This window comes from Methylophilus sp. YYY-1, from assembly GCF_029132825.1.
GTDB lineage: Bacteria > Pseudomonadota > Gammaproteobacteria > Burkholderiales > Methylophilaceae > Methylophilus > Methylophilus glucosoxydans.
The window spans coordinates 76,171-99,470 of sequence record NZ_WOVG01000005.1 but is presented as its reverse complement, the minus strand read 5'-3'; the positions used below and the strand labels follow the sequence as shown (position 1 = coordinate 99,470).

The 23,300-nt window shown below is 52.5% G+C and carries 26 protein-coding genes and 2 riboswitches; of the genes, 13 read left to right on the top strand and 13 right to left on the bottom strand.

Features of this window, described 5'->3' with window-relative positions:
* Window positions 1–17: 17 nt before the first annotated feature.
* From GOC95_RS13500 to GOC95_RS13465, 8 genes are all read right to left on the bottom strand, one after another.
* Entirely contained in the window at window positions 18–833 is an 816-nt protein-coding gene (locus tag GOC95_RS13500) for a DUF4198 domain-containing protein (RefSeq protein ID WP_275357743.1), read from the bottom strand.
* Between the two features lie 14 nt (window positions 834–847).
* Complete coding sequence (cobU, locus tag GOC95_RS13495; RefSeq protein ID WP_275357741.1) at window positions 848–1,372, bottom strand: bifunctional adenosylcobinamide kinase/adenosylcobinamide-phosphate guanylyltransferase; 525 nt, start codon at window positions 1,370–1,372, stop codon at window positions 848–850.
* Window positions 1,369–2,172, bottom strand: a complete 804-nt coding sequence (locus GOC95_RS13490) for a cobalamin-binding protein (RefSeq protein ID WP_275357739.1) — start codon at window positions 2,170–2,172, stop codon at window positions 1,369–1,371. Before GOC95_RS13490 ends, cobU begins: the two co-directional genes overlap by 4 nt.
* Window positions 2,169–2,843, bottom strand: a complete 675-nt coding sequence (bluB, locus tag GOC95_RS13485) for a 5,6-dimethylbenzimidazole synthase (RefSeq protein WP_194748842.1) — start codon at window positions 2,841–2,843, stop codon at window positions 2,169–2,171. The genes GOC95_RS13490 and bluB overlap by 4 nt, the downstream gene beginning before the upstream one ends.
* The gene (locus GOC95_RS13480) at window positions 2,840–4,141 is read right to left on the bottom strand and encodes a cobyrinate a,c-diamide synthase (RefSeq protein WP_275357737.1); all 1,302 of its coding nucleotides are present in this window, start codon (window positions 4,139–4,141) and stop codon (window positions 2,840–2,842) included. Before GOC95_RS13480 ends, bluB begins: the two co-directional genes overlap by 4 nt.
* Window positions 4,141–4,746, bottom strand: coding sequence for a cob(I)yrinic acid a,c-diamide adenosyltransferase (gene cobO / locus GOC95_RS13475; RefSeq protein ID WP_275357735.1), 606 nt, complete (start codon window positions 4,744–4,746; stop codon window positions 4,141–4,143). The genes GOC95_RS13480 and cobO overlap by 1 nt, the downstream gene beginning before the upstream one ends.
* A gap of 12 nt (window positions 4,747–4,758) precedes the next feature.
* Window positions 4,759–5,328 (bottom strand): hypothetical protein, encoded by a 570-nt coding sequence (locus GOC95_RS13470; RefSeq protein ID WP_275357733.1) that lies wholly within the window; start codon window positions 5,326–5,328, stop codon window positions 4,759–4,761.
* 87 nt (window positions 5,329–5,415) lie between these two features.
* Window positions 5,416–7,458, bottom strand: coding sequence for a TonB-dependent receptor (locus tag GOC95_RS13465; protein WP_275357731.1), 2,043 nt, complete (start codon window positions 7,456–7,458; stop codon window positions 5,416–5,418).
* Window positions 7,458–7,670: riboswitch (cobalamin riboswitch) on the bottom strand. (Overlaps the previous gene by 1 nt.)
* A 90-nt stretch (window positions 7,671–7,760) precedes the next feature.
* Here GOC95_RS13465 and GOC95_RS13460 point away from each other — a divergent pair.
* Both GOC95_RS13460 and GOC95_RS13455 read left to right on the top strand, forming a co-directional pair.
* On the top strand, window positions 7,761–7,997 hold the full coding sequence (locus GOC95_RS13460) for a hypothetical protein (RefSeq protein ID WP_194748837.1): 237 nt from the start codon (window positions 7,761–7,763) through the stop codon (window positions 7,995–7,997).
* Window positions 7,998–7,999: 2 nt separating this feature from the next.
* A complete protein-coding gene (locus GOC95_RS13455; RefSeq protein WP_275357729.1) occupies window positions 8,000–8,302 on the top strand; it encodes a cell division protein ZapA in 303 nt (100 codons plus the stop codon).
* Between the two features lie 283 nt (window positions 8,303–8,585).
* On the opposite strand, the gene GOC95_RS13450 is transcribed toward GOC95_RS13455, so the two are convergent.
* Window positions 8,586–8,945 (bottom strand): DUF2237 domain-containing protein, encoded by a 360-nt coding sequence (locus tag GOC95_RS13450; RefSeq protein WP_275357727.1) that lies wholly within the window; start codon window positions 8,943–8,945, stop codon window positions 8,586–8,588.
* Between the two features lie 68 nt (window positions 8,946–9,013).
* Here GOC95_RS13450 and GOC95_RS13445 point away from each other — a divergent pair, with 68 nt between their 5' ends.
* The 5 genes from GOC95_RS13445 to GOC95_RS13425 all read left to right on the top strand — a co-directional run bounded on the left by GOC95_RS13445 (window position 9,014) and on the right by GOC95_RS13425 (window position 14,558).
* The gene (locus GOC95_RS13445; protein ID WP_194748834.1) at window positions 9,014–9,478 is read left to right on the top strand and encodes an EVE domain-containing protein; all 465 of its coding nucleotides are present in this window, start codon (window positions 9,014–9,016) and stop codon (window positions 9,476–9,478) included.
* 34 nt (window positions 9,479–9,512) lie between these two features.
* Window positions 9,513–10,685: a diguanylate cyclase gene (locus GOC95_RS13440; protein ID WP_194748833.1), complete on the top strand. Its 1,173-nt coding sequence runs from the start codon at window positions 9,513–9,515 to the stop codon at window positions 10,683–10,685.
* A gap of 58 nt (window positions 10,686–10,743) precedes the next feature.
* On the top strand, window positions 10,744–11,622 hold the full coding sequence (locus GOC95_RS13435) for an alpha/beta hydrolase (RefSeq protein ID WP_275357724.1): 879 nt from the start codon (window positions 10,744–10,746) through the stop codon (window positions 11,620–11,622).
* A complete protein-coding gene (locus GOC95_RS13430) occupies window positions 11,609–13,183 on the top strand; it encodes an FAD-binding domain-containing protein (RefSeq protein ID WP_275357722.1) in 1,575 nt (524 codons plus the stop codon). The genes GOC95_RS13435 and GOC95_RS13430 overlap by 14 nt, the downstream gene beginning before the upstream one ends.
* Before the next feature lie 367 nt (window positions 13,184–13,550).
* Window positions 13,551–14,558 (top strand): serine protease, encoded by a 1,008-nt coding sequence (locus tag GOC95_RS13425; RefSeq protein ID WP_275357720.1) that lies wholly within the window; start codon window positions 13,551–13,553, stop codon window positions 14,556–14,558.
* 83 nt (window positions 14,559–14,641) lie between these two features.
* Here GOC95_RS13425 and GOC95_RS13420 read toward each other — a convergent pair whose 3' ends face one another.
* Window positions 14,642–14,791 carry a hypothetical protein gene (locus GOC95_RS13420; protein WP_194749138.1) on the bottom strand — a complete coding sequence of 50 codons (150 nt, stop codon included), beginning with the start codon at window positions 14,789–14,791 and terminating at the stop codon, window positions 14,642–14,644.
* 226 nt (window positions 14,792–15,017) lie between these two features.
* Window positions 15,018–15,100, top strand: a riboswitch (S-adenosyl-L-homocysteine riboswitch).
* Between the two features lie 93 nt (window positions 15,101–15,193).
* Between GOC95_RS13420 and ahcY the strand changes: the two genes are divergently transcribed.
* The 3 genes from ahcY (at window position 15,194) to metF (ending at window position 17,943) form a co-directional block, all read left to right on the top strand.
* Complete coding sequence (ahcY, locus tag GOC95_RS13415; RefSeq protein WP_275357719.1) at window positions 15,194–16,603, top strand: adenosylhomocysteinase; 1,410 nt, start codon at window positions 15,194–15,196, stop codon at window positions 16,601–16,603.
* Window positions 16,604–16,706: 103 nt separating this feature from the next.
* On the top strand, window positions 16,707–17,057 hold the full coding sequence (locus GOC95_RS13410) for a phage holin family protein (protein ID WP_194748829.1): 351 nt from the start codon (window positions 16,707–16,709) through the stop codon (window positions 17,055–17,057).
* 58 nt (window positions 17,058–17,115) lie between these two features.
* Window positions 17,116–17,943, top strand: a complete 828-nt coding sequence (gene metF / locus GOC95_RS13405) for a methylenetetrahydrofolate reductase [NAD(P)H] (protein WP_275357718.1) — start codon at window positions 17,116–17,118, stop codon at window positions 17,941–17,943.
* Window positions 17,944–18,014: 71 nt separating this feature from the next.
* On the opposite strand, the gene GOC95_RS13400 is transcribed toward metF, so the two are convergent.
* From GOC95_RS13400 to GOC95_RS13390, 3 genes are all read right to left on the bottom strand, one after another.
* Complete coding sequence (locus GOC95_RS13400) at window positions 18,015–18,482, bottom strand: DUF494 domain-containing protein (protein WP_275357717.1); 468 nt, start codon at window positions 18,480–18,482, stop codon at window positions 18,015–18,017.
* Between the two features lie 78 nt (window positions 18,483–18,560).
* Complete coding sequence (gene dprA / locus GOC95_RS13395; protein ID WP_194748826.1) at window positions 18,561–19,673, bottom strand: DNA-processing protein DprA; 1,113 nt, start codon at window positions 19,671–19,673, stop codon at window positions 18,561–18,563.
* 11 nt (window positions 19,674–19,684) lie between these two features.
* Entirely contained in the window at window positions 19,685–20,722 is a 1,038-nt protein-coding gene (locus GOC95_RS13390; RefSeq protein ID WP_275357716.1) for a LysM peptidoglycan-binding domain-containing protein, read from the bottom strand.
* A 166-nt stretch (window positions 20,723–20,888) separates the two neighbouring features.
* Between GOC95_RS13390 and def the strand changes: the two genes are divergently transcribed.
* The 3 genes from def to htpX all read left to right on the top strand — a co-directional run bounded on the left by def (window position 20,889) and on the right by htpX (window position 23,293).
* The gene (def, locus tag GOC95_RS13385; protein ID WP_194748824.1) at window positions 20,889–21,404 is read left to right on the top strand and encodes a peptide deformylase; all 516 of its coding nucleotides are present in this window, start codon (window positions 20,889–20,891) and stop codon (window positions 21,402–21,404) included.
* Between the two features lie 14 nt (window positions 21,405–21,418).
* Window positions 21,419–22,339: a methionyl-tRNA formyltransferase gene (gene fmt, locus GOC95_RS13380; RefSeq protein WP_275357715.1), complete on the top strand. Its 921-nt coding sequence runs from the start codon at window positions 21,419–21,421 to the stop codon at window positions 22,337–22,339.
* Between the two features lie 84 nt (window positions 22,340–22,423).
* Window positions 22,424–23,293 (top strand): zinc metalloprotease HtpX, encoded by an 870-nt coding sequence (htpX, locus tag GOC95_RS13375; protein ID WP_194748822.1) that lies wholly within the window; start codon window positions 22,424–22,426, stop codon window positions 23,291–23,293.
* The last annotated feature ends 7 nt before the right edge of the window (window positions 23,294–23,300 follow it).

Here is a 23,300-nt window from a genome sequence, read left to right as displayed (position 1 = left end):
GCCTGAAAGCAGTCATTTTAAGGCTTGTTTTCCGTCTCTGGCGGTAAATTCACTTCCAGCGTCAGCGAAGCATTCAGGCTTTCCCACAGGTTTTCATTGAGCTGGTGATGCACCGTCACAAACAGGAAATTCAACCCGGCTTTTTGTGGTTTGAAGGTAAACTCACCTTGCTGATTGGCATGGAGGTTGGACGGTCTGACGTTTTCAACATCGTAAAGGTCTTCCATGCGGCGCTTGCTAAAGTGCTCGTTATCGGTAACCACGATAATGCGTGCATTAGGCACCGGCTTGCCATGTTCGAGGACTTGCAAGCTGAGTTCACCCCCTAATTGCACACCATTGGGCGAGGCCAAGGGGATAATTTCCAGGCCTTTGTTTAAAGGCACAGGTTTGTATTTCTGTTGTCCTTTGAAAATATAAGTGTCGGCATAACTGTAATAGTTCATGGTGGTCGGCTTGCCGCTAACCCGTTTCATATCTGCCGCAAAATACAGTTTTTTATCCGGCGTTTCTACTGCTTTATAAACAGGCCCTACACGCTGGCCGGTGCTGATACGGTAGCTGCCTTCTTCTTTTAATTCGGGCTCCAGATACACCGCCGCTTTGGTTTTGGCGATCGGTTTGATGGCAGTCACTTCGCCGGCAGGGGACGTGATGGTGAAGTTAGGCGAGTCCATGGCGAAGTCGGCCTGGAATGGAAACTCGGTAAACGCAGATTCAATGGTTAGCCGATGATGCGTCACATTGAACTGGTTAGGTTTTAAAAAGGGCACATGCGCCTCGGCAGCCAAAGCGGTGACTAAAGCGAGCAGGGCGAGGGACAATCTTTTCATACAGGTCTTTCTTGTTATTTAAGCGTTAATGGCAAGCCTGCGGCAATAAAACTCACGTGGTTTGCAACCGCTGCCACGTGCTGGTTGAGGCGACCTTGTTCATCCTGAAACTGGCGGTTGATTTCACCCAAGGGCACAATGCCCATGCCGACCTCGTTGCTCACTAAAAATACGTGTGCTTGCAATTGCGGCAAGGCCGCCAGTAGCGCCTGTTTTTCTGCCTGCCAGTCCAAGCGTTCCGGTTTTTCGCAGTCCGGGCAGATGCATTGCGCCAGCCACAAGGTTAAACAATCGACAATCAGGCAGGTGTCTGGTGCGTCGTTGTCTAGCAAGGTCTGCCCGAGGTTGAATGGCGCTTCGACCAATCCCCAGTAAGGCGGACGGCGGGTTTTGTGATGCTCCACGCGTTTGGCAAATTCGTCATCGTAGACTTGGGCCGTCGCGATATAGGTGACCGGGCATTCAAGTGCCGAGGCCAGCCGCTCGGCATGGGCGCTTTTGCCGCTGCGTGCCCCGCCTAAAATCAGGTGCGTAGTCATGCGTGACCCCCTTGTTGTTGCCAGCGTTGAATAATGGTTTGCAATTGCACCAGGCCTTCGCTAAACAGCGCGGGGCCTGGTTGCAAGATATCGACCGACTTGATTTCATAGAGATGCCCATGCTGGATGGCAGGAATCGCTTGCCAGCCTGGGCGGGCTTTGACTTTTTCCGGCTGGAATTTCTTGCCGCACCAGGAGCCGATGATGATATCCGGTTGTGCTGCAATCACTTGCGCTGCGGTGACCTGGCGGTCCCTGGCACTGTGAAACTGGCTCAATTCAGGGAAGCAATCTTGCCCGCCGGCAGCGGCGATCAATTCAGCCGCCCAGCGGATGCTGCACATCATGGGTTCATCCCACTCTTCAAAATAGACCTTGGGTTTGCGCGGCCAACTGGCTGTCTGCTGGCGTGCTGCCCCCAATTGTGCCTGGTAGCGTGCTACTAAATCTTCTGCTTTTTCGCTGGCCCCGACCAGATTACCGACGGTGAGTATCATCTGCAGTGTTTCATCCAGGCTGCGCTGGTTAAACACATGCACCTGGCAACCGGCTTTGATCAGTGAGGCCGCGATATCAGCCTGCAAGTTAGAGAAGCACAGCACCAGGTCAGGCTGCAGCGCCAGGATTTTTTCAATATTGGCGCTGGTAAAGGCACTGATCTTTGGCTTCTCTTTGCGGGCGATGGCCGGGCGCGTGGTAAAGCCGGAAATACCGACAATACGGTCCTGCTCACCCAGCAGGTACAGTACCTCCACCGTTTCGGTGGTCAGGCAGACGATGCGTTGTGGCCAGCGCTTCATGTTTGTGTGCTTTCGTGAGGTTGCCAGCCATTTTCCATCAGCATGTCAGCGAGCGGTTTTTCTGTCGTCCAGCCTTCTTCCACCAGCATGGGCGATTTGTAAAACGTATTCACATAGCCCAAGCATAAAATGGCGACTGGTTTGGCGCCCTCGGGCAGATTCAATAATTGCGCCAGTTGGTGCGGGTCAAACAGGCTGACCCAACCCAAGCCTATGCCTTCGGCACGCGCCGCCAGCCACAAGTTTTGAATCGCACAGCTGACCGAGGCCAGGTCCATTTCTGGCAATGTGCGGCGGCCAAAAATGTGTTTTTCACGCTGGTCGCACAAGGTGGCGACCAGCACCTCGCCACAGTCCAGAATGCCTTCCACTTTGAGGCGCATAAACTCGGCCATGCGCGCCGTGTCTTCAACTTCGCCGATGGCCTGGGCCGTGAGTTTGCGTTCTTCATCGACCAGCGTGTGGATGGCTTTTCGCAATGTGACATCGCTGATGCGGATAAACCGCCATGGCTGCATCAGGCCGACACTGGGCGCGTGATGGGCGGCTTGCAGTAATTTCTGCAATAACTCGGGGGCGATAGGCGTGGGCAAAAAATGCCGCATATCGCGTCGCTCGGTAATTACCTTGTATATCGCCGCTTTGTCGGCATCTGAATAGGCAAAGCTCATGGCATGAAAAATTGTGCGGCCAGTGCCGGGTTAGACGGAAAGTAAAAGTGCAAAAAGCTGGCAGTGATGGATTGATGGCGATAGACCGGCTCGCCAGCGCCATATTTACCTTTGCCTTGCGCAATGACCGGCAAGTCGGTGTCAAAGCGGGCATAGTGAAAAGTGTGCGCGCCTATCGTCGTCGCGTCATCGCCAGTTGCGCTGTTGTCAGCCGCTGAAAAGGTTGCATGCTGCGTGCCCAGGCCTTGCAATTTGGGCTGAAGCGCGGCGCTGCCGGGGAGCAGGCCGAAGGCGGGTTGTCCATTTAGTGTTTCACCGAGTGCCAGCATGCCGCCACATTCGGCCAATATGGGTTTGCCTGATTCGGCGGCTGCGCGTAAACCTTCACGCATGCTGTGGTTGTGTTGCAGTCGCTCCAGATGCAATTCCGGGTAGCCACCCGGCAGCCAGTAAGCATCCGCAGCCGGTAATTGCGTATCGTGCAAGGGTGAAAAAAATGCAATCTGTGCGCCTAGTGTCTGTAGCAGATCCAGATTGGCCTGATAGGTAAAACAGAAAGCAGCATCTTTAGCCACGGCAATGGTTTTGCCTTGCAATAATGGTGTTATCGCCTGCTGTTCGGGTGCGGCAAACTGCACGCTCGGCGGCAATGGCATGTCTTGCCCCAGCAGTTGCGCAGCGGCTTCTATGCGCTGGTCTATGTCCGTGATTTCCTGAGCAAGATGCAAGCCCAGATGGCGCTCTGGCAAGCTCAGTTGCGTGTCATATTTCATGGCACCCAGCCAGGGGATGTCCGTGGGGAGTGCTTCTTTAATCATATTGGCATGACCCTCGCTGCCGACCTGGTTGGCAATCACTCCGGCGCGCTGAAGGGCGGGCCGAAAGCCATACAAACCATAGGCGACCGCGGCACAGGTCTGTGCCATGGCTTTGGCATTAAGCACCAGTGCGACAGGGATGCCAAAGCGCTCGGCAATATCGGCGCATGAAGGCTTGCCATCATACAGCCCCATCACCCCTTCGAGCAGAATCACGTCATTGTTTTGGGCTGCCTTGTGCAGCAGCCGTTGTGCATCGGCTTCACCACACATGCCAAGGTCGAGGTTATACACTGGCTTGCCAGTCGCAACTTGCAGAATCATGCCGTCGATAAAGTCCGGCCCGCATTTGAACGCCTGCACGCGCAGGCCGCGGTTTTTATAAGCCCGGGCCAAGGCCGCGGTAGCCATGGTTTTGCCTTGCCCAGACGCCGGGGCCGCCATTAACATGGCGCGGCAGCTTGCCGCGGTTGCTTGCATTACAGATCTATCCCGGCCTGGGCCTTGATGCCTGCACGCCAGGCATGCTTGACATCCATCAGTTCAGACACCGTATCGGCAGCGTTTCTCAATGCCTCGGAAGCGCCGCGGCCAGTGATGACCACATGTTGCATGGGTGGGCGTTTGGCGATGGCGTCCAACACCATTTGTTCATCGAGGTAGCCATATTTGAAGGTGTAGGTGAGCTCATCCAGCACCACCAGCTGAATGGCCGGGTCTTGCAGCATCTCCGCTACAATCTGCCAGCCACGCATGGCGGTTTCGGTGTCGCGTTGGCGGTCTTGTGTGTTCCAGGTAAAGCCTTCGCCCAGCACATGCCAGGTGACAGCAGAGTGCTGGCGAAAAAAGGCTTCTTCGCCCGTATCTGAACGGCCTTTGATAAATTGGGCGACACCAACACGCATGCCGTGGCCCAGCGAGCGGGCCACCATGCCAAAGGCAGAAGAGCTTTTGCCTTTGCCGTTGCCTGTGAGGATGAGTAACAGGCCTTTTTCTTGGTTGGCCTGCTCGATTTTTTCGTCAATGACCGCTTTTTTGCGGATCATGCGCGCCTTGTGGCGACTGTCGCGATCATTGGTTTCCATGGTGCGTAATACTTAAGCGTTTTCGCGCACGGAGCGCTTGGCCAGGCCAAATGCCACATGTGCAATCACTGCAACCACGACCCAAAATGCAATCGCTTCGATTTGTTTCGGGAAGTATTTGACCAGACGCGCGCCAAACTCAACCAGGGTCGGTTCGGCATAGCGGCCACCAAAGAAGTAAAACCCACCGCTGGAAAACAGCTCAGCAAGCACAGATCCCACCAATACCGCCCCTGTCAGCTTGAACAGGCTGCTTAATTGCCAGGCAGTGTTCGACGCAGTCCAACGGCCAGCCAGCCACATGCTGCCATAAGCCGGCAACAAAAAGCCATAAGCAGGGGTCACGCAGAAATTACTCACGCCGCCCCAGGTGATGGCTGCCATATCCAGCGCAGCACACAATCCCAGCAAGGCCACAAACACCAGCGTTGAGCGCAGGTAATAACCCGCGATAAAAAACGCTGCATAAGAAGCGCTCGGTAAAAAATCAATCGAAGCAAAATGATGACCACGCGTGATAATGACCATCAAGGCAATGAGAAAGCCAATTGCCAGAGACTGAGTTGAAAGGTTACGTGGCATGCCAACGACTCCAAAATTAAGGTTAATTATAAGACGTGGATTTTAGCCCAATTCGCACGGGCTTGGGCAAAATCCCCCGTTCCCGGTTTACTTCATATCGTAATTCAGGCTGATAAAGACGTTGGTACCCATGGTGTTGTAATCAGGCGCGTTGGGCGAAAACGAGCTCTTGGTGGTTGCCAATGCATAATCTTTATTCAAAAGGTTGTTTGCCCGCGCGAGAAGTTTCCAGTGGGTAGCTAACTGATAGCCAAGCGAAGCGTTTAATAAAGTGTAGCCCCCTAATCTGAAATTATTTTCCGCGTCGTTGTAACGAGCTGATGATGCTGAGAGTTCGGTGCTAGCATTCCAATTGCCTGATTTATATAGCAACTGCAAATTGCCATAGCGCTGACTTCTTCTTGGCAGCAGTTTATTTGTATCATCGCTTCTTGGGGACTGAATAGTGAGGTTTCCAGCGAGTTGCCATTCATCGTCCAGCATGGCACCTCCCTCGATGGTTAGTCCTTGAATAACAACTTTACCGGCATTGACGGGGCAGAATCCTGTAAAGGAACATCCTGAGGTTGCAGGCCCAACGTTCTGAATCAGGTCGCGAATGTGATTCTCAAATACAGTCATTTTGGCCTGTATGGCGGTGTTTTGGTACCGCAGGCTCATTTCAAAGTTATCAGACTTTTCTGGTTTGAGCGTTGGATCACCAAAGCTAGGGAAATACAATTGGTTAAATGTAGGTGCTCTAAATGCAGAACCATATTGAGCAGTGACTTTCCATTCTGGCGAAAATGTATAACCATAACCAAAACCGCCCGTAACGTAGTTGCCATATTGACTGTTATGGTCTTCACGCACTGACATCTGGGTGCTGTGTGCAGCACGGTTTCCCACAAAGCTCACCAGAAAGCCGTCATCATTTCTTGTTCTGCTAATGCTTGGAATGCCATTTGACAAAGTATCTACATCTTGTTCGAGTCTATCGTAGGCAAATGTTAAGGTCCCAACAGCTAGGGAGTAATCGTGTTGCCATGTGATCTGCGTCTGCTTTGAGTCGAATTTACTATTACTGGTAGCGCTATTCAGGCTAAACGAGCGCTCGCGACCGATTCCATATTTTAAGGTACTGTTCCAATGTTCAGTAAGTTGATTTTTGAGCGTTGCGCCATAGGCCTGCTGATTGGTTGTAGAGTAGTTGTTATATGCATTGTCAAAATCATTCCGTCCATCAGATTCCATGAAGTTGACGCCCAGGCTGTGTCCTTCTCTGAACTCTAAGTCGGCATAGGCACTTCCACTCAAGTTACGATAGCCGTCCCGATCGCGATCAATGGCTTGAGGTGGGTGTTTCTTGGCAGATATGCCGCGTGTGTCATAGCTGTTTATTTGCCCCCCAAATTGCAAGGCACGATAGCGGCTGCCAAACCCTGCGCTACCTGTGTAGGTATCATAGCTACCTGCGCCTACGCTACCAAAAAATCTTGTTTGATCGGTTTTCCCCCGCCGAGTAAATATCTGAATAACTCCGCCAATGGCATCTGCGCCATACAGGCTGGAAGCTGGGCCACGAAGAATTTCTATTCTATCTATCAACGCAAGCGGCAGGTTTTCAATCGCAGTCGTACCCAATGTTGCCGAATTAATGCGCAAACCATCCACTAAAATCACAACCTGTTCCGCATTGGTGCCACGTAAAAATACATTGCTTGCGGTTCCCATGCCTCCATTGGTGGAAATTTGTAAACCCGGTTGCAATCTGAGCAAGTCAGGAAGTGAACTGCCTTTTAAACGATCAATTTCATCGTGAGTAATGACAGTAACATCTCCAGTAGCTGTTTTAGTCGAAACGGGAACCCTGGCTGCCGTTACAGTAACTTCATCCAAAGACAGTGAAGCAATTTCACTACTACTATTTGAAAAGACTTCTTGCGCTTGAGTAAGCGTAGGAGAAAGGGCGATGAGTCCCAAAATGATTTTTTTATTCATGATTGTTTCCGATAATGCATGCGACCCCGCATGCAAAAAGTAAAAAGGAAACGCAAGGTAGACAGGCTCAACATCAAAGACATTGATGGAGACATTTAATAGCTTGAGAATGTCATTCGTTTTGAAACCGTCACCCCGCGGTATTTCCATGCTTATTTAAGTTATAAGGCCGGTCTCCGGGCTGGCAAGTTTTGGTCTATCGCCTTCCCAAGTTTTTACTCAGTGGCGTATGGATAGACCCGCACTTGCTTACCGTTGCGGGGGCAGCACAGGCATTGCGAACGAGGTTCGCGCACCTGTTTCCCAGTTTCACCCTTGTCTGCAAGAACGCAGCCGCAGGCACCTGACAACTGTTCGGCATTCTAGTCTAAAGCGGTGACTTTGACCAGTTGCATGGTGTCTTGCGAGGGGCTTCAAATTCTTAATTTACTTTGAAAAAATGCGCTTAGCTATTGACCACACTCGTTTTTTTAAAAGATAATGGGCTGATGGATGCCGATTTGAAAAGTCTTGAAGAGCGTGTGACGAAGCTGATTGCTTTGTGCAGCCAGCTGCGTGACGAAAACGTGGAGTTACGTCAGGAGGTCACGCGTTTGCATCAGGAGTCACAATCTCTAAAGCTGAACATGACGCAAGCCAGTGTGCAGCTGGAGCGCTTGTTGTCGGCATTGCCTGAGGAAGGTCGTTAGTCATGGCCAAGCAGCCGATTGATATCGAGATCATGGGCCGCGCGTTTAGCGTGACCTGTACCGACGAAGAGCGCGACAGTTTATTGCAGGCGGTGGGTTACCTTGATGGTAAAATGCGCGAAATTCGTGATGTGGGCAAGATGGTGAGTGTGGAGCGGATTGCGATCATGGCCGCGCTGAACATTACCCATGAGTTGTTGAATACCCGTAGCGGCGGGGTTGATGTGGGCGAGGTGAAAAAGCGCATTTCTACCATGCAGCAGCAGATCGATGATGTTTTGTCCGGCCAGCACAAATTATTGTAATCCGCTTCATTTCACAAAATTTTAACCGTCATTAGTATTAAATGACGTATCATAAAAGTGGTGTGCTAAGGCGTTGCCTGAGTCCAAAATTCCTTGAACTAGTCTTTGTTATAGGTTTCGGCTCATCAGGTGCGGTGCGATCGCACTAAGTTGGGCGGTCTTTTAAGACGCCCTTGGCGTGCGAACCTAATGTACCTTAGGCTGTTACCACCTGAACTTTTTTGGTTCAGGATTAGCGGCTCAGGTAACCCCTTAGCACATCTCCTCTCGCACCTTTGTCTTGTTATCTCAAGGCGTGGTATTTCAGGTCCGCCAGGCTAATGATTTCCAGGCAGTTTTCGTGGCAAGACTCCAGAATCACTGGCGGCGCATAACCCGCTTCACTGGCTTCCAGCCATCTTCTCGCACACAGGCACCACCGATCACCAGCCTTGAGCCCGGGAAAGGCGTAGTCTGGTCTGGGGGTGGACAAGTCATTGCCTTGCGCTTGCGAAAACGCCAGAAACTCATCTGTCATTTCTGCGCAGACGGTATGTTTACCTAAATCTTCCGGGTGGTGACTGCAACAACCATCACGCATAAAGCCTGTGACTGGTTGCATACTGCAAGGGATCAGAAGGGTGCCTAAAACGTTTTTTGTCATGATTTTCAACTGTGCTCTAACTTGGTTTATGATACTGGCATTTAGATGTGTAAAGAAGGTTTTCAGGCATGGCGCGTTACTGGTTAATGAAATCCGAACCCTCGGATGTCTCCATTGATGATTTGGCGGGATTCCCCAATCAAACTGTAGACTGGTATGGGATACGCAATTATCAAGCGCGAAACTTCATGCGTGATCAGATGAAGGTGGGCGATGGCGTGTTGTTTTATCACTCCAATTGTGCTGAGCCTGGCATCGTCGGCATTTGCGAGGTCAGCACCTTGGCCTATCCCGACCGCTTTCAGTTTGTGCAAGGGCACAAGTATTTTGATCCCAAGTCTACACCGGAAAGTCCACGCTGGGTGAACGTAGATGTCAAGCTCGTGCGCAAAACGCGATTGCTGAGTTTGAAAGAGATGCGGGAAACGCCCGCCCTGGCCACCATGCGTGTCTTGCAAAAAGGGAACCGCTTGTCGATTACCCCGGTCGATCCCAAAGAGTGGGCGTTTATCACGGCCCTGCTCAGCACATAACCTTTTCTTTGGCGACTTTGGTGGCGTACATGATATGAGTATCAGGCGTAGAAAAGCAGTCTTGTATATCCTTGTCGCCGGTTTTATGATCGTTCTGATCGGTGTGCTGCTGTTCCTCTGGATTTATTTTTCCAGTATGCGCGAGATGCACCAGACCACTCGCAATTTCTATGAGCAGTCTTTTACGGTTTCCAACGCTGCGCAGGCGCTGGAGTCTCAGTTGCATCAGATCCGAAGCGATTTGCTCTATGCCACGCTGATTCAGGCAGACAGCGTGCATTTGATCAATACCGTGGCGGCGATTAAGGGGCATGAGGCCGCTGCCCAACAAAAAATCGCCAGCATAGAACGTAATTATTCGGGAGATCGCGCGCCATTACCGCTGCTCAAACAGAATATTCAAGCGCTGGACGAAATGACAGCCTCGGTAATCAAGCAATTGGCTGAGGGACAGTATACCGAAGCAAGCACCCTGATTGAGACGGCCTGGAATGCGCGCTTTGCCAAGGTGGCAAAGCTCAACGAAGCCATCCTCGCGCATGCGGACTTGCGCGCCAACGAGTATGTGGCCGAGAGTGAAAAGCGCATGGAGCGGCACACCCATCAAGGCATCACTTACGCAGCGCTGCTGGTGACCCTGTTTTTGCTGGTAGGCCTCTTTGTTGGGGGCCGCATATACCATTTGCATCTTGAAGCAGACAAATTTGCCTTTACTGACTTTTTAACCGGGATCGCCAACCGGCGGCACTTCATTCATGAGTTGGAGTCAGAAATCAGGCGCTATCAGCGTTACGGCTCCTCGTTTTCATTTGCGATGGTGGACATCGATTTTTTTAAAAAGATTAATGACCAATACGGACATCATGCTGGCGACCTGGTTTTGCAGAATTTTTGCCTGCGCTGCGTGAGTGCCTTGCGTACCAGCGACATGGTTGGGCGTCTGGGGGGCGAAGAGTTTGGTATTCTGATGCCGATGACGGATCTGCATGAAGCGGCACATGTGATTGAGCGCTTGCGCTCGGAAATTGATCACAGTGTGATGAGCGAGCAAGGAGAGCAAATTCACTACACGGCCTCTTTTGGGTTGGTGTCTACCGCGCAATTGGGGACGCAGGATGGCTTGACGCAGCTGATGAAAATGGCAGATTTTGCTTTGTACACGGCTAAGCAGCAGGGCCGTAACCGCGTCTATATTGCCAACCATTAACGATAGCGATCATTATTGCGACGGGAATTTTCTATCTTGGGCATGGTCATCAATGCCTATGAATCTGCAAAATCCTCAATTGACGCGGCGTAGCTGGTTGACTGGCTTGGCCGGTCTGCTGCTTTCGGCCTGTCGGCCAGTCACTTTGTTAAACGCGGTGATTCCCGATAAAGGTATGCGCATCCATCGCGATATCGCTTTTGGGCCGCACAGCAGGCAGCGCCTGGATATTTATCAGCCACGTGACCACACTGTAACACCACGCCCTGTGGTGTTGTTTTTTTATGGCGGTAGCTGGGAGTCTGGCAGCAAGCAAGATTACCTGTTTGTGGCAGAGGCGTTGACGTCGCAAGGCATGCTGGTTGTGATTGCCGATTACAGGCTCTATCCCGAACTTAAGTTTCCGCAATTGATGCAAGACCCCGCTCTGGCATTGCAATGGGTCAAGCAACACGTAGCCGAGTATCAAGGCGATGCGTCGCGTGTCTTCTTGCTGGGGCATTCTGCGGGCGCACATCTGGCCGTCATGCTGACCTTGAATGCTGCCTATCTGGCGGCTGTCGGATTATCACCCACGGCGATTAAAGGCACCATAGGCCTGGCCGGACCTTATGACTTTTTGCCGCTCACCTCGGATACCTTGCGCGCGATTTTTGCACCTACTGAGCAGGAGTGGCAATCACAGCCTATCCATTTTGTCAGCGGCCAACATCCGCCTTTACTACTGCTGGCAGGCCTGAAAGACCAAACCGTTTGGCCCAGAAACTCGATCAATCTGGCGCGTGCGCTTGAGGCGCAAGGCAGCGAGGTCAAGTTGCTGACTTATGCCAACTACAACCATGTGGATATGGTCGCCAAGCTGGCCAGACCCCTGCGCGGCAACAGTCCATTGCTACAAGATATTTGCGACTGGATTGGCCAGCATGCCTCTGCGTGATGTGCATGTGGTCTGGTTTAAGCGCGATTTACGTGTCGCGGATCATGCCGCGCTGTCTGCCGCCTGTGAGGCTGGGCCGGTTTTGCCGCTCTTTATCTGGGCTCCACAAGTGTGGTCGGCAGAGGATGCCAGCCTCAGTCAGGCCATGTTCGTGCGCGAGTGTTTGCAGGGGCTGGCAGATGCCTTGCAACATCTTGGATTGCATTTGCATGTCTATCATCACGACCCCTTGACGCTGTTACAGAGGCTGCATGCAAAATTCGGGATCGCCGGACTGTATAGCCATGAAGAAACCGGGAATCAACACACCTACACCATCGACCGGCAGGTACAAGCGTGGTGCAGGATGCAAGGCATCGTCTGGCAGGAATGGCCGCAGAATGGGGTGGTGAGACGGCTGTCAGACCGGCAACAGTGGCAAGCGCAGTGGGCGTTACGCATGCAGGCGCCTGTCATTGCGGTGCCTGCATCCGGACTTGCTGTTCGGTTACCGGATCATGGCTTGGAGCGGTTGCCAGCAGTGGCTGGCCACGCGCAAGCGGAACGTCAGGTCGGCGGTATAGGGGTGGCTGAGGCGGTGATGGCGGATTTTTTGACGCGCCGCGTACATGGTTATCAGCGGGGGATTTCCAGCCCGCTCAGTGCTGTCCAAGCCTGTAGCCGCCTGTCACCTTATCTGGCATGGGGCGCTGTGAGCCTGCGTACCGTGTTACAGGCTACCCGGGCCCGTGCGCAGCAGACTGAAAACGTGCAACAGCGCCGTCAGCTGCACAGTTTTGAAAGCCGCTTGCACTGGCATTGCCATTTTATGCAAAAGCTTGAAAGCGAACCACGGATTGAACACCAGAGTTTTTACCGGGGCTTCGAGGCACTACAGTCCCGGTTACCCGATGCTGGGGTCGCCTTACGTTTACAAGCCTGGCAGGCTGCCCAGACTGGCTGGCCACTGGTAGATGCCTGCATGCAGATGCTCAATCAAAGCGGGTGGCTGAATTTTCGCATGCGCGCCATGCTCATGAGTACCGCCAGCTATTTGTTGCAACTGCCCTGGCGGCCAAGCGGGTTGCATCTGGCCAGAGCTTTTGTTGATTACGAGCCGGGGATTCATTGGCCGCAAGTGCAAATGCAGTCTGGCACGACCGGCATCAATACATTGCGCATTTACCATCCGGTTAAACAAGCCTTGACTCAGGACCCTCAAGGGGTGTTTGTCCGCCAGTGGCTGCCTGTTTTGAGACAGGTGCCAGACAGCTGGATTTTTGAACCCTGGCGCATGCCTCCGAGTTTACAGCGGCGGTATGGCTGCCTGATTGGCCGCGACTATCCTGCGCCCATGGTTGATATTGGCGAGGCCATCCAGACAGCCAAGCAGGATTGGTTTGCAATCAGGCAGACCATGCCAGCGCATGCTGTCGCAGATATTTTGCAGCGGCATGCTTCGCGCAAATCGCGCCATTTTCCCAAGGTAGACCGTGGCAGTCTCCGCAAAAAATCAAATCGGAGTACGGCTTCCGTGAGTGCACAAAGCCCGGCAGCATCCCAGCTTTCACTGCAGTTTTAGCCTTTCACCAGTTGCCGATGTTTGCGAAACCGATAAGGCGTGCGACTCGGTAGTGCATGCACTGATTTTGCGCACTGATTTTGTGCGTGTGCTGAGCGGTCTGCTGCGGCACTTCTGGCCGCTCGCTCAAGCAGTCGACTGAGCGACTACAGTGATACGACAGTTATTTTTCCTTATCTCATTGATTTTTATAGTTAAATATAAAATCTCTCCTTTCTTTCTCATGGTCTCCCCATAGTCTGGCGGTAAGTGAGCCCGCATTCTCCAGCTTGGAATACGTTTTGCTATAAACAGTTTAAGAAGCTTTCCAAAACGTATTACAGGTAGTGCATTCCTTGTTGCCTACCTTCGCAGATTGGAGCAAGACATGGCAAAATGGTTGATCGGATGTTTGTTAGGTTGCCTGGCAATCCCATTGATGGCAGAGCCTTCTGCCGAGCTCATGCAGGCGTTGAACAGCCGCGTGCTACGTGTGCAGGTCGGCCTGAAAAATGGGCAATACGGGCTGGGTTCAGGCGTCGTGGTGGCTGAAAATCAGGTCGTGACCAACTGCCATGTGGTTGCCAATGCCACCAGTATCAGCGTGGTCAGTGGCGGGGCGGCTTACCATGCCGTGGGTGTCAAACCGGACTGGAAGCATGATGTTTGCATGCTGCAAATGGATGACCTGCCGATTAGCCCAGTCACCATGAAGTCCAGCCGCGATCTCAAATACGAGCAAGCAGTCTTTAACATCGGCTATCCGAGTTTTGTCGCCGCACCTGTGAGCAGCCAAGGGGTGGTCAAGGGGCTGTTTGCCATGGATGACTCCGTGATTGTGCGGGCAACCAGCAGTTTCAGACAAGGCGCCAGTGGTGGTGGTCTGTTTGATGAGACGGGCGCGTTGGTCGGCCTGATTACACTCAAGAGCCCTGGTAAAGATGCCTACTACTATTACATGTCGATTGATTGGGTTCAGGCTTTGATCGCGCAGCCAGCGGGCCCGATTGTGGTCAAAAGCGAGCTGCCTTTCTGGGGCAAGCCGGCAGCTGAATGGCCTTATTTCATGAAAGTGGTGTTTCCTTACCTGCACAAGGACTGGGATGGCCTGAAAGCGATTGCCCAGCAATGGACGACTCAGGAACCTCATAATACAGAAGCCTGGTTTTATCTGGCTGCAGCTGAATATGAAACCAAGGATCTCAACATGGCTGAGCAACACTTGCACCGTGTCGTCAGCATGAACGATCAGCATAGTCAGGCTTTTTATTACCTGGGCCTGATTGCGGAGTCCAACGGTAAACATATCGAAGCCTTGGCCAATGTGGATACGCTGACACAATTGGATGCCGAAAAGGCTGAAGAGCTCAAAGTGGCGATGAAAACCTTGCCTTGATGCGAGGCTGGCAGTGTTGTGTCAGCCCCAATAAAAAAGCGCCTTAACTGGCGCTTTTTTCTTTTGATGTCGGGACGGTTTGCTTAGGCGACCGCCAGATCCAGCTCTTCGACATGATAGTAATGTTCATCATCCCACAGGGTGAAGTCTTGTGCGGTATACATGGCTTCCTGAAAATGATGAAAGGTTGCGATGCAATGATTTTCTTCATCCATTACTTGATACATGGTCATAGTAATCACCTTTCTATACTAAATGAGGATATTTGAGAACGTGATGTCATCATGGCACAGGCGGGTGAAACTGATTTGACAGAGTAGCAGCATGTAATTCGGTCAATTTAATGAATCGGTAAAGAGGGTATTTCTAGGCAGCTATTTGAGCAGGTTTTCAGTGGTTGTTCTTTGATTGCTCAGGATTTGTTTTTTGTAAAATCCTTGGGTTCGCGTATAATTCGCAACTTCTGAGGAACGCTGCGAGAGTCACTCGACTCCCAGGCTCAGAGCATTTGCTGTAAAGCATCTCAACGGCGTTCACTTTTCACTGTGCGAGCACGGAAAAAAGGTGAACAACGTTGCCACCGGTTCTTATCGAACTTTTCCTGCTCAGTTTTCATTTTTTTAAGGATTTGAAACATGAATACTGTAGCTGATATCAAAGATTATGTAGTCGCAGACATGGGCCTGGCCGCCTGGGGTCGCAAGGAAATTGCGATTGCCGAGACTGAAATGCCTGGCCTGATGGCAATCCGCGAAGAGTACGCGGTGCAACAGCCACTGAAAGGCGCGCGCATTACTGGCTCTCTGCATATGACTATCCAGACCGCTGTACTGATTGAAACCCTGAAGGATTTGGGTGCTGAAGTGCGCTGGGCTTCTTGCAATATTTTCTCAACCCAGGACCATGCCGCCGCTGCGATTGCCGCGACGGGCACTGCCGTGTTTGCCGTGAAAGGCGAAACGCTGGAAGAGTATTGGGATTACACCCACCGTATTTTTGAGTGGACGGATGGTGATTACTCCAACATGATTTTGGATGATGGTGGCGATGCGACCCTGTTGCTGCATTTGGGTAGCCGTGCCGAAAAAGATTTGTCTGTGGTGGCGAACCCCACTTCAGAAGAAGAAATTTGTCTGTTTAACGCCATCAAGGCCAAGCTGAAAACAGACCCGACCTGGTACTCCGTGCGTTTGGCTGCGATTAAAGGCGTGACCGAAGAAACCACCACGGGCGTGCACCGTTTGTATCAAATGCATAAAGAAGGCAAGCTGGCTTTCCCTGCCATTAACGTGAATGACTCTGTGACCAAGTCTAAGTTTGATAACTTGTATGGTTGCCGTGAGTCTCTGGTGGATGGCATCAAGCGTGCGACCGATGTCATGATTGCAGGCAAGATTGCCGTTGTTGCCGGTTACGGTGACGTGGGTAAAGGGTCTGCACAAGCCTTGCGTGCCTTGTCTGCCCAGGTTTGGGTGACCGAAATTGACCCGATTTGTGCCCTGCAAGCCGCGATGGAAGGCTACCGCGTCGTGACCATGGATTATGCCGCTGAACATGCGGACATTTTTGTCACAGCGACGGGTAACTACCACGTTATCACGCATGAGCACATGGCCAAAATGAAGGATCAGGCGATTGTGTGTAACATTGGTCACTTCGACAATGAAATCGATGTTGCCAGCATCGAAAAATACCAGTGGGAAGAGATCAAGCCACAAGTCGATCACGTGATTTTCCCGGACGGCAAGCGCATCATCTTGCTGGCCAAGGGCCGTCTGGTCAATTTGGGCTGCGGCACAGGTCATCCAAGCTATGTGATGAGCTCCAGCTTTGCCAACCAGACCATTGCGCAGATTGAATTGTTTACCCAGACCGACAAGTATCCAGTTGGCGTTTACACCTTGCCTAAACATCTGGATGAAAAAGTGGCGATCTTGCAGTTGAAGAAACTCAATGCGCAATTGACCACCTTGACCGATGCACAAGCAGCCTACATTGGCGTGAGCAAAACCGGCCCATTCAAGCCTGAGCATTATCGCTATTAATCACGCGCTTTTCAGCGTGCGCTAAACCATGCCGCCCCTGCGCCAGATGTTCTGGCGCAGATTTGGTGTACACTTTGCCTCATCTTTCATCCAAGGAGGCGGCATGTTTAAACTACTGGTTGTTTGGGTACTCAATGCATTGGCACTGATGGCCGTGGCTTATCTGGTCCCAGGCATTCAAGTGGCCAATTTCAGCGCTGCGCTGGTGGCTGCTGTCGTGATTGGTCTGGCCAATATGCTGGTGAAGCCGATTCTGGTGCTTTTGACCTTGCCGATTACCTTGCTGACGTTGGGACTGTTTCTGTTAGTCATCAATGGTCTGCTCTTCTGGTTTGTCGGCCACCTGTTGCAAGGCTTTGTCGTCAATAGTGTGATGACTGGCGTCATAGGCGCCCTGGTGTATAGCGTGATTGCCTGGATCCTGAGTGCGATTGTGTTCAACGAAAAAGACTGATACCTGACCATCCCCGCATCTGCCTGAAATCACGCGTTTAGAAATAAAAGAGAAAACAGTGAATCAAAAAATCGCTTACAGTTTTGAGTTTTTTCCGCCCAAAACGGCGGAAGGCATGGCAAACCTGCGTCAAGTACGCAAAGAGCTGGCCGTATTCTCTCCCGAGTTTTTTTCCGTCACGTTTGGTGCGGGGGGCTCAACCCGCGACCGTACCATGGAAAGTGTGCTCGAAATCCAGGCTGAAGGCCATGGTGCAGCCCCACATATCTCCTGTATTTCTTCCAGCAAAGAAGAAATCCGCGAATTGCTGCAAGCCTATCAGGCGAAAGGCATCAACAGACTGGTGACCTTACGTGGCGATATTCCTTCAGGCGAAGTGAGTGCGGGGGACTTTAAATATGCCAATGAGCTGGTGAGTTTTATCCGCGCCGAGACCGGCGACTGGTTTCACCTGGAGGTGGCGGCTTACCCCGAGTTTCACCCGGAAGCCGGCTCAGCACAAAAAGACCTTGAAAACTTCAAGCGTAAAATCGACGCTGGCGCGGATTCGGCCATTACACAGTATTTTTACAATGTGGATGCCTATTTCCGTTTTGTAGAAGCGGCGCAGAAGCTGGGTGTCACTGCACCGATTATTCCCGGCATCATGCCGATTTATAACTACACGCAACTGGCGCGCTTCTCCAATGTCTGTGGTGCCGAGATTCCACGCTGGCTGCGTATGCGACTGGAAGCCTATGGCGATGATATGGCTTCATTGCGCGCCTTTGGCGCGGAGGTGGTCACTGATATCTGTACCAAACTGATTGAGGCAGGCGTAGATAAAATGCACTTCTACACCCTAAACCAGGCGGGCATTATTGGCCAGATTATCCGGCAACTGTAGTCGTAACAATACGGGCAAACAAAAAAGCGCGGACTGAATCAGCCGCGCTTTTTTTGTGTCGTTCTGTTGGGTTATTGCAATGACAAACCTTGCGGGTTAAACAAGGCATCTTCAACAAACAGGTAATCCTGTTTGCGCGTTTCGTCCCACAGCACCATCATGGTGATCCAGCGGATATCTTCCATGCTCAAGGTTTCTTGCGGCAAGACCATGGCACGATCAATAATCAGGTCGCGCTCATAAGCCGTGATGATGTCGCTTCTTTGTAGCAAGCCCAGAAAGTTCAGACTGTCGTCACTGATCTTGTTGCGTTCCATCTCGCAATAGACGCGAATCGCAAACGGGTCGTGCTGGTATTGCGGCTGTTGCACCGAGCGACGCAGGTCTTTCACCCAGCCCACGGCATGTAAAATATCCTGGTGGTTAAACCCGGCTTGGGAGAGCTCATAGGCCATGATGGTTTCGTCTGTTTCTTTCAGCTCAAACGCATCATGCTTATCCCAATAATTTTGATAGATAAATATCAGTACTTCCAACATGTCTAAATTCTCCTCAAACACGCTGCTCCGCTATTAGTAGTGAATAGCAGCGATACTGGGGTGGGTCTGAACCGAGCTTTAAACCAATCGCTGGAATTGGCCGTTGGCGAGATGGCTGACCACACCTTCTAATTCAAGTAGTGTTAGCATGGTGGAAACTTGTTCGGGCGTCAACCCGGCGCGGGCGGCAATGAGCTCTGCAAAGATGGGGTCAAACCCCATGCAAGCCAGGACAGGACTGGCTTCGGCGGGTAGATTAGTCCAATCGGGTAGTGACCCATTCGGGCTAATCGAAAGTGCGGGGTTGGGCAGGCGGACATGCTTCAATTCGCTGACAATGTCCTCGGTGGACTCGACGAGCTTTGCCCCTTGTTTGATCAGCGCATGGCACCCTTTGGACACCGGCGAGTGAATAGAGCCCGGAATGGCGAAGACTTCACGGCCCTGTTCGATCGCTAGTCTTGCCGTGATCAGTGAGCCGCTATCAATATTGGCCTCTACCACCAGGCAGCCTTCAGACAGGCCACTGATAATACGGTTGCGTCTGGGAAAATTGTGTGTCAAAGATGGCGTCCCTAGTGGATACTCGGAGAGCAACAAGCCATACTGCACAATCTGATGGGCCAAGGCTTTATGCCGTGCCGGATAGACAATATCCAGCCCGGTGCCGACCACGGCAATCGTGGCACCATCTGCTTTGAGCGCGCCTCTGTGTGCGGCGCCGTCTATGCCTAATGCCAGCCCGCTGACTACGGCAAATCCGGCCCGGCACAAGCTTTCGGCAAACTGTTCGGCGGTTGACTCGCCTTGCGGTGTGGCATGGCGGCTACCGACAATGGCCAGGCCAGGCCGCTTGAGCATTTGCAGGTTGCCTTTGGCATAGAGCACGGGCGGCGGCTGGTCTATGCTGAGCAGGCGTTGCGGATAGTAGGCATCCGCCAATGTGATCAGGTGGTTATCTGGTTGTGAGAGCCAGTCCAGTGTCTTGGCAATATGCGGGTCTTCTGGCGCTTTTTGTATCCCTTCGGCGACGTCTTTGCTGACCAGTTCGCACAAGCTGCTGTAGGAGGCGGCCAGAATCGCCTGCGGGGTTTTAAAGTGCAGCAACAGCTGGCAATAGGTGACACTACCCAGCCCTTCGACCAGGCTTAAGGCAATCCAGGCTGCGCTCTCTTCAGGATCTGTGACCATCAGTGCGGAGATCAGGGGGTACGCACCACGTCTTCCACATGGATAGGTTGCGAGGCCTGCATGACGAGCGCGTATGACAGCTTGGGAAAGGTTTTGAAGACCATCACCAAGCCGACAGGCTCATCCGGCAACTGGATCGTGACCGGATGTTTAGGGTCTGGGGATTCGGGGTCTACCATGCTGTCGCCTTTGCGCAGCACCGAAAGCACATGACCGTGCTCCAGGCCTTGCGCTTCGCCGCGATTGAGCACCACCACACGGCCATATCCAGTCTCGTTGATGCCTTCGCTCACGCGTGCAATCTGGCCTTCAATCTGGCGTTCGGGCGCATGCGGCACATAAGGCGGGCTGAGAGAATCTTCCATCGCAATCAGTTTGTCTTTAACCGCAATTTCCTCTTTGGCCTGGGTCACGGTCAAGGTGGCAGGTTGGCCTGCGTGCAGCAGCTTAGCCTCCCCCAGATAATGCGCTTCTGTGCCTAGCAGCTCACCATTTTCAGGGTTTTTGATCGCCTCCCCCTCTCGGTAGATTGCCCAGGCGTTGCGTGGACCGTCTGGCAGGCCCTGCACATAAATGCGTGTGCCAGGACTCAGAATCTCACGTTCTTCCTGCGCCGCCACAATTCTGGGCGCCGACTTGAGCGCCTCTGGTGCAATTAGCATGGGCTTGGTCAAAAACGGCTGGATGATATTGGGCTGTATGGCGGGGATGGCATCGCCTTTGATTGGCGTGACTATCATGCCAGGCTCCAGGGTGACAGATTCGCGCACCAGTTTGAGTACGGGTTGGCCGCTGCTGGTGTCGAGCACGATGACATCCCCCGGATAAATCCAGTGCGGATCTTTAATGCTAGACCGGTTTAATTGCCAAATCTGTGGCCATTGCCATGGATTTTTCAGAAACTTGGCCGAAATATCCCACAAGGTATCGCCTTTGACGACGACATGCCGGTCGGGGTGCTGCGGCCGCAACGGAATTTCTTCTGCCTGTAACAATAAGCTGCTACAAGCCAGCGCAAGCGAGGTTATAATTTGAACAATTTTCGTCATGTGGCGTCTCTGTTTTATGCGACACAAATGGATGGGCTGTACCTGCGCACAGCCACTGCGCAATATCAACCAATCTAGCATGGCTTTAAAGTTCTGATCAAGGTGAAAAAGCAGGCGTTTTGCCCTGTTTTTGCACAAACTATTTGAATGGAAAGATTTGTAGAGCATGGCACTACTTCCAATTTTGCAATATCCGGATCCACGCCTGCATACGGTGGCCAAACCGGTGCAAGTATTTGATGAGGCATTACAGCAACTGGTCAGCGATATGGCTGAGACCATGTATGATGCGCCAGGCATAGGCTTGGCTGCTACGCAGGTCGACCAGCACATCCAGTTGATCGTGATTGACTTGAGCAAGGAAAAAGACGATTTGCTGGTGCTGATCAATCCTAAAATCATTGCCCAGTCAGGTAGCCAGGATTATGAAGAGGGTTGCCTGTCAGTGCCCGGCATCTATGAAAGTGTCACGCGCGCTGAATTTATTACCGTCGAAGCGAAAGATGTGCATGGCAACACTTTCAGGTTGGATGCGGATGGATTGCTGAGCGTCTGTATCCAGCATGAAATGGATCATTTGCTGGGCAAGGTGTTTGTGGAGTATCTCTCCACGCTCAAACGTAACCGTATCCGGACCAGAATGGTCAAGCACGCGCGTGAAATCGAGCGCAACAGTTATTAAGTCAGGAAGGTTGCATGCGTATTATTTATGCCGGGACCCCGGAGTTTGCAGTACCGGCTTTGCAAGGACTCATAGACGCGGGCCATGACATTGTCATGGTGTTGACGCAACCAGACCGCCCCGCGGGCCGTGGCATGCAGTTAAAAGCGAGTCCGGTCAAACAGCTCGCCTTGCAACACGGCTTACGTGTTTTTCAGCCAGAAAGCCTTAAGCCCGCCGAGGTGCAGTCCGAGATTGCAGCGGTCAACGCCGAGGTGCTGATCGTTGCGGCCTATGGCCTGATTATTCCGACCGCGGTGCTGAACATCCCGACGCGAGGCTGTTACAACATCCATGGCTCCTTGCTGCCACGCTGGCGCGGGGCTGCGCCCATCCACCGGGCCATTCTGGCCGGGGACACCGAGACGGGTGTCACCATCATGGAGGTGGTGCCCAAGCTGGATGCCGGCAATATGATCAGTAAATGGTCGGTGGCGATTACTGCGGCCGATACCACGCAGACCTTGCATGATGCGATCAGTCGCGAAGGGGCGCGCTTGATGGTCGAGGCGATGCAGACCTTGCAAGATACCGGTCGTCTGGCCTCTGAAGTACAGGACGATACGCTGGTGACCTATGCGCACAAGCTCGAAAAAGCCGAGTCAGCCATTGACTGGACGCAATCTGCCCAGCAACTTTCACGTCAGGTTCGTGCATTTAATCCCTTTCCGGTCGCTACAGCCAAATTTAATGATCAAGTCTGCAAACTGTGGTTTGCTCAAGCCGTGGCGGGTCAAGGCGAGCCAGGCACTGTGTTGCAGACACATCCGCTGCAGGTGGCCTGTGGCGACGGCGCATTAGAACTGCATGAGTTGCAGATGCCGGGTGGCAAGCGCCAAACGGCACAACAGTTTGTGCAAGGTCAGCATGTGCAAGTCGGCGACCGCTTTTTCTAGTCAATCTGGTGCAGGCATTGAAAAATGCCTGTCATCCCCGCATATTAAAGTCGATATTACTCACCGAATTGTGAAGGAGTCACTATGTTAGGTAACTGGACCAAAACCTTTGTGTTGATGGCCGCGATTACTGCCCTGTTTGTTGCGGTGGGCGGCGCGCTGGGTGGCCAGGGCGGCATGTTGCTGGCGCTGTTACTGGCAGGCGGCATGAACTTTTATGCCTACTGGTTTAGCGACCAGGCGGTGCTGAAAATGTATGGCGCAGTTGAGATCAATGCTGAAAATAATTTTGGCAATGGGCAGTTCCGCAATTATTACAACATGGTCAAAGAGCTGGCCGAGCGGGCGCAACTGCCCATGCCGCGTGTATTTGTGATCAATGAAAGCCAGCCTAATGCTTTTGCGACTGGCCGCAACCCCGAAAATGCGGCCGTGGCAGCCACCACCGGCATCATGCAGATTTTAAGTGAGCGCGAATTGCGCGGTGTGATGGCACATGAGCTGGCGCACGTGAAACACCGCGATACCTTGATCTCTACTATCTCCGCCACCGTGGCCGGGGCTATTTCATCGATTGCGCAATTTGGCCTGATGTTTGGCGGGCATCGGGAGGGCGAAGACCGACCCAATCCCATTATTGGTATTTTGATTATGATTCTGGCACCGTTGGCCGCTTCGCTGATCCAGATGGCGATTTCACGGTCGCGCGAATACGAAGCAGACCGCATGGGGGCTGAGATCAGCCGCGACCCGAAAGCCTTGGCGGCCGCGCTGGAGAAAATTCACAATTATGCGCACCAGATTCCCAATATGACTGCCGAGCAACACCCGGAAACCGGGCAGATGATGATAATCAACCCCTTATCAGGCGCAGACCTGGCGGGGTTGTTCAGCACCCACCCGCAGACCGAAGAGCGGATCCGCCGTTTGCTGGCGTTGGCTAACCAGTATTAAACGCGAT

Bases quoted from the DNA above. Each gene is read 5' to 3' on its own strand.
- def (WP_194748824.1), top strand. From the start codon at position 20,889: ATGGCACTACTTCCAATTTTGCAATATCCGGATCCACGCCTGCATACG.
- GOC95_RS13435 (WP_275357724.1), top strand. From the start codon at position 10,744: ATGAATCTGCAAAATCCTCAATTGACGCGGCGTAGCTGGTTGACTGGC.
- GOC95_RS13455 (WP_275357729.1), top strand. From the start codon at position 8,000: ATGGCCAAGCAGCCGATTGATATCGAGATCATGGGCCGCGCGTTTAGC.
- GOC95_RS13430 (WP_275357722.1), top strand. From the start codon at position 11,609: ATGCCTCTGCGTGATGTGCATGTGGTCTGGTTTAAGCGCGATTTACGT.
- GOC95_RS13490 (WP_275357739.1), bottom strand. From the start codon at position 2,172: ATGAAGCGCTGGCCACAACGCATCGTCTGCCTGACCACCGAAACGGTG.
- GOC95_RS13450 (WP_275357727.1), bottom strand. From the start codon at position 8,945: ATGACAAAAAACGTTTTAGGCACCCTTCTGATCCCTTGCAGTATGCAA.
- fmt (WP_275357715.1), top strand. From the start codon at position 21,419: ATGCGTATTATTTATGCCGGGACCCCGGAGTTTGCAGTACCGGCTTTG.
- htpX (WP_194748822.1), top strand. From the start codon at position 22,424: ATGTTAGGTAACTGGACCAAAACCTTTGTGTTGATGGCCGCGATTACT.
- GOC95_RS13465 (WP_275357731.1), bottom strand. From the start codon at position 7,458: ATGGAAATACCGCGGGGTGACGGTTTCAAAACGAATGACATTCTCAAG.
- GOC95_RS13500 (WP_275357743.1), bottom strand. From the start codon at position 833: ATGAAAAGATTGTCCCTCGCCCTGCTCGCTTTAGTCACCGCTTTGGCT.
- GOC95_RS13440 (WP_194748833.1), top strand. From the start codon at position 9,513: ATGAGTATCAGGCGTAGAAAAGCAGTCTTGTATATCCTTGTCGCCGGT.
- cobU (WP_275357741.1), bottom strand. From the start codon at position 1,372: ATGACTACGCACCTGATTTTAGGCGGGGCACGCAGCGGCAAAAGCGCC.
- GOC95_RS13390 (WP_275357716.1), bottom strand. From the start codon at position 20,722: ATGACGAAAATTGTTCAAATTATAACCTCGCTTGCGCTGGCTTGTAGC.
- ahcY (WP_275357719.1), top strand. From the start codon at position 15,194: ATGAATACTGTAGCTGATATCAAAGATTATGTAGTCGCAGACATGGGC.
- GOC95_RS13400 (WP_275357717.1), bottom strand. From the start codon at position 18,482: ATGTTGGAAGTACTGATATTTATCTATCAAAATTATTGGGATAAGCAT.
- dprA (WP_194748826.1), bottom strand. From the start codon at position 19,673: ATGGTCACAGATCCTGAAGAGAGCGCAGCCTGGATTGCCTTAAGCCTG.
- GOC95_RS13480 (WP_275357737.1), bottom strand. From the start codon at position 4,141: ATGCAAGCAACCGCGGCAAGCTGCCGCGCCATGTTAATGGCGGCCCCG.
- GOC95_RS13470 (WP_275357733.1), bottom strand. From the start codon at position 5,328: ATGCCACGTAACCTTTCAACTCAGTCTCTGGCAATTGGCTTTCTCATT.
- GOC95_RS13445 (WP_194748834.1), top strand. From the start codon at position 9,014: ATGGCGCGTTACTGGTTAATGAAATCCGAACCCTCGGATGTCTCCATT.
- GOC95_RS13410 (WP_194748829.1), top strand. From the start codon at position 16,707: ATGTTTAAACTACTGGTTGTTTGGGTACTCAATGCATTGGCACTGATG.
- GOC95_RS13420 (WP_194749138.1), bottom strand. From the start codon at position 14,791: ATGACCATGTATCAAGTAATGGATGAAGAAAATCATTGCATCGCAACC.
- GOC95_RS13425 (WP_275357720.1), top strand. From the start codon at position 13,551: ATGGCAAAATGGTTGATCGGATGTTTGTTAGGTTGCCTGGCAATCCCA.
- cobO (WP_275357735.1), bottom strand. From the start codon at position 4,746: ATGGAAACCAATGATCGCGACAGTCGCCACAAGGCGCGCATGATCCGC.
- bluB (WP_194748842.1), bottom strand. From the start codon at position 2,843: ATGAGCTTTGCCTATTCAGATGCCGACAAAGCGGCGATATACAAGGTA.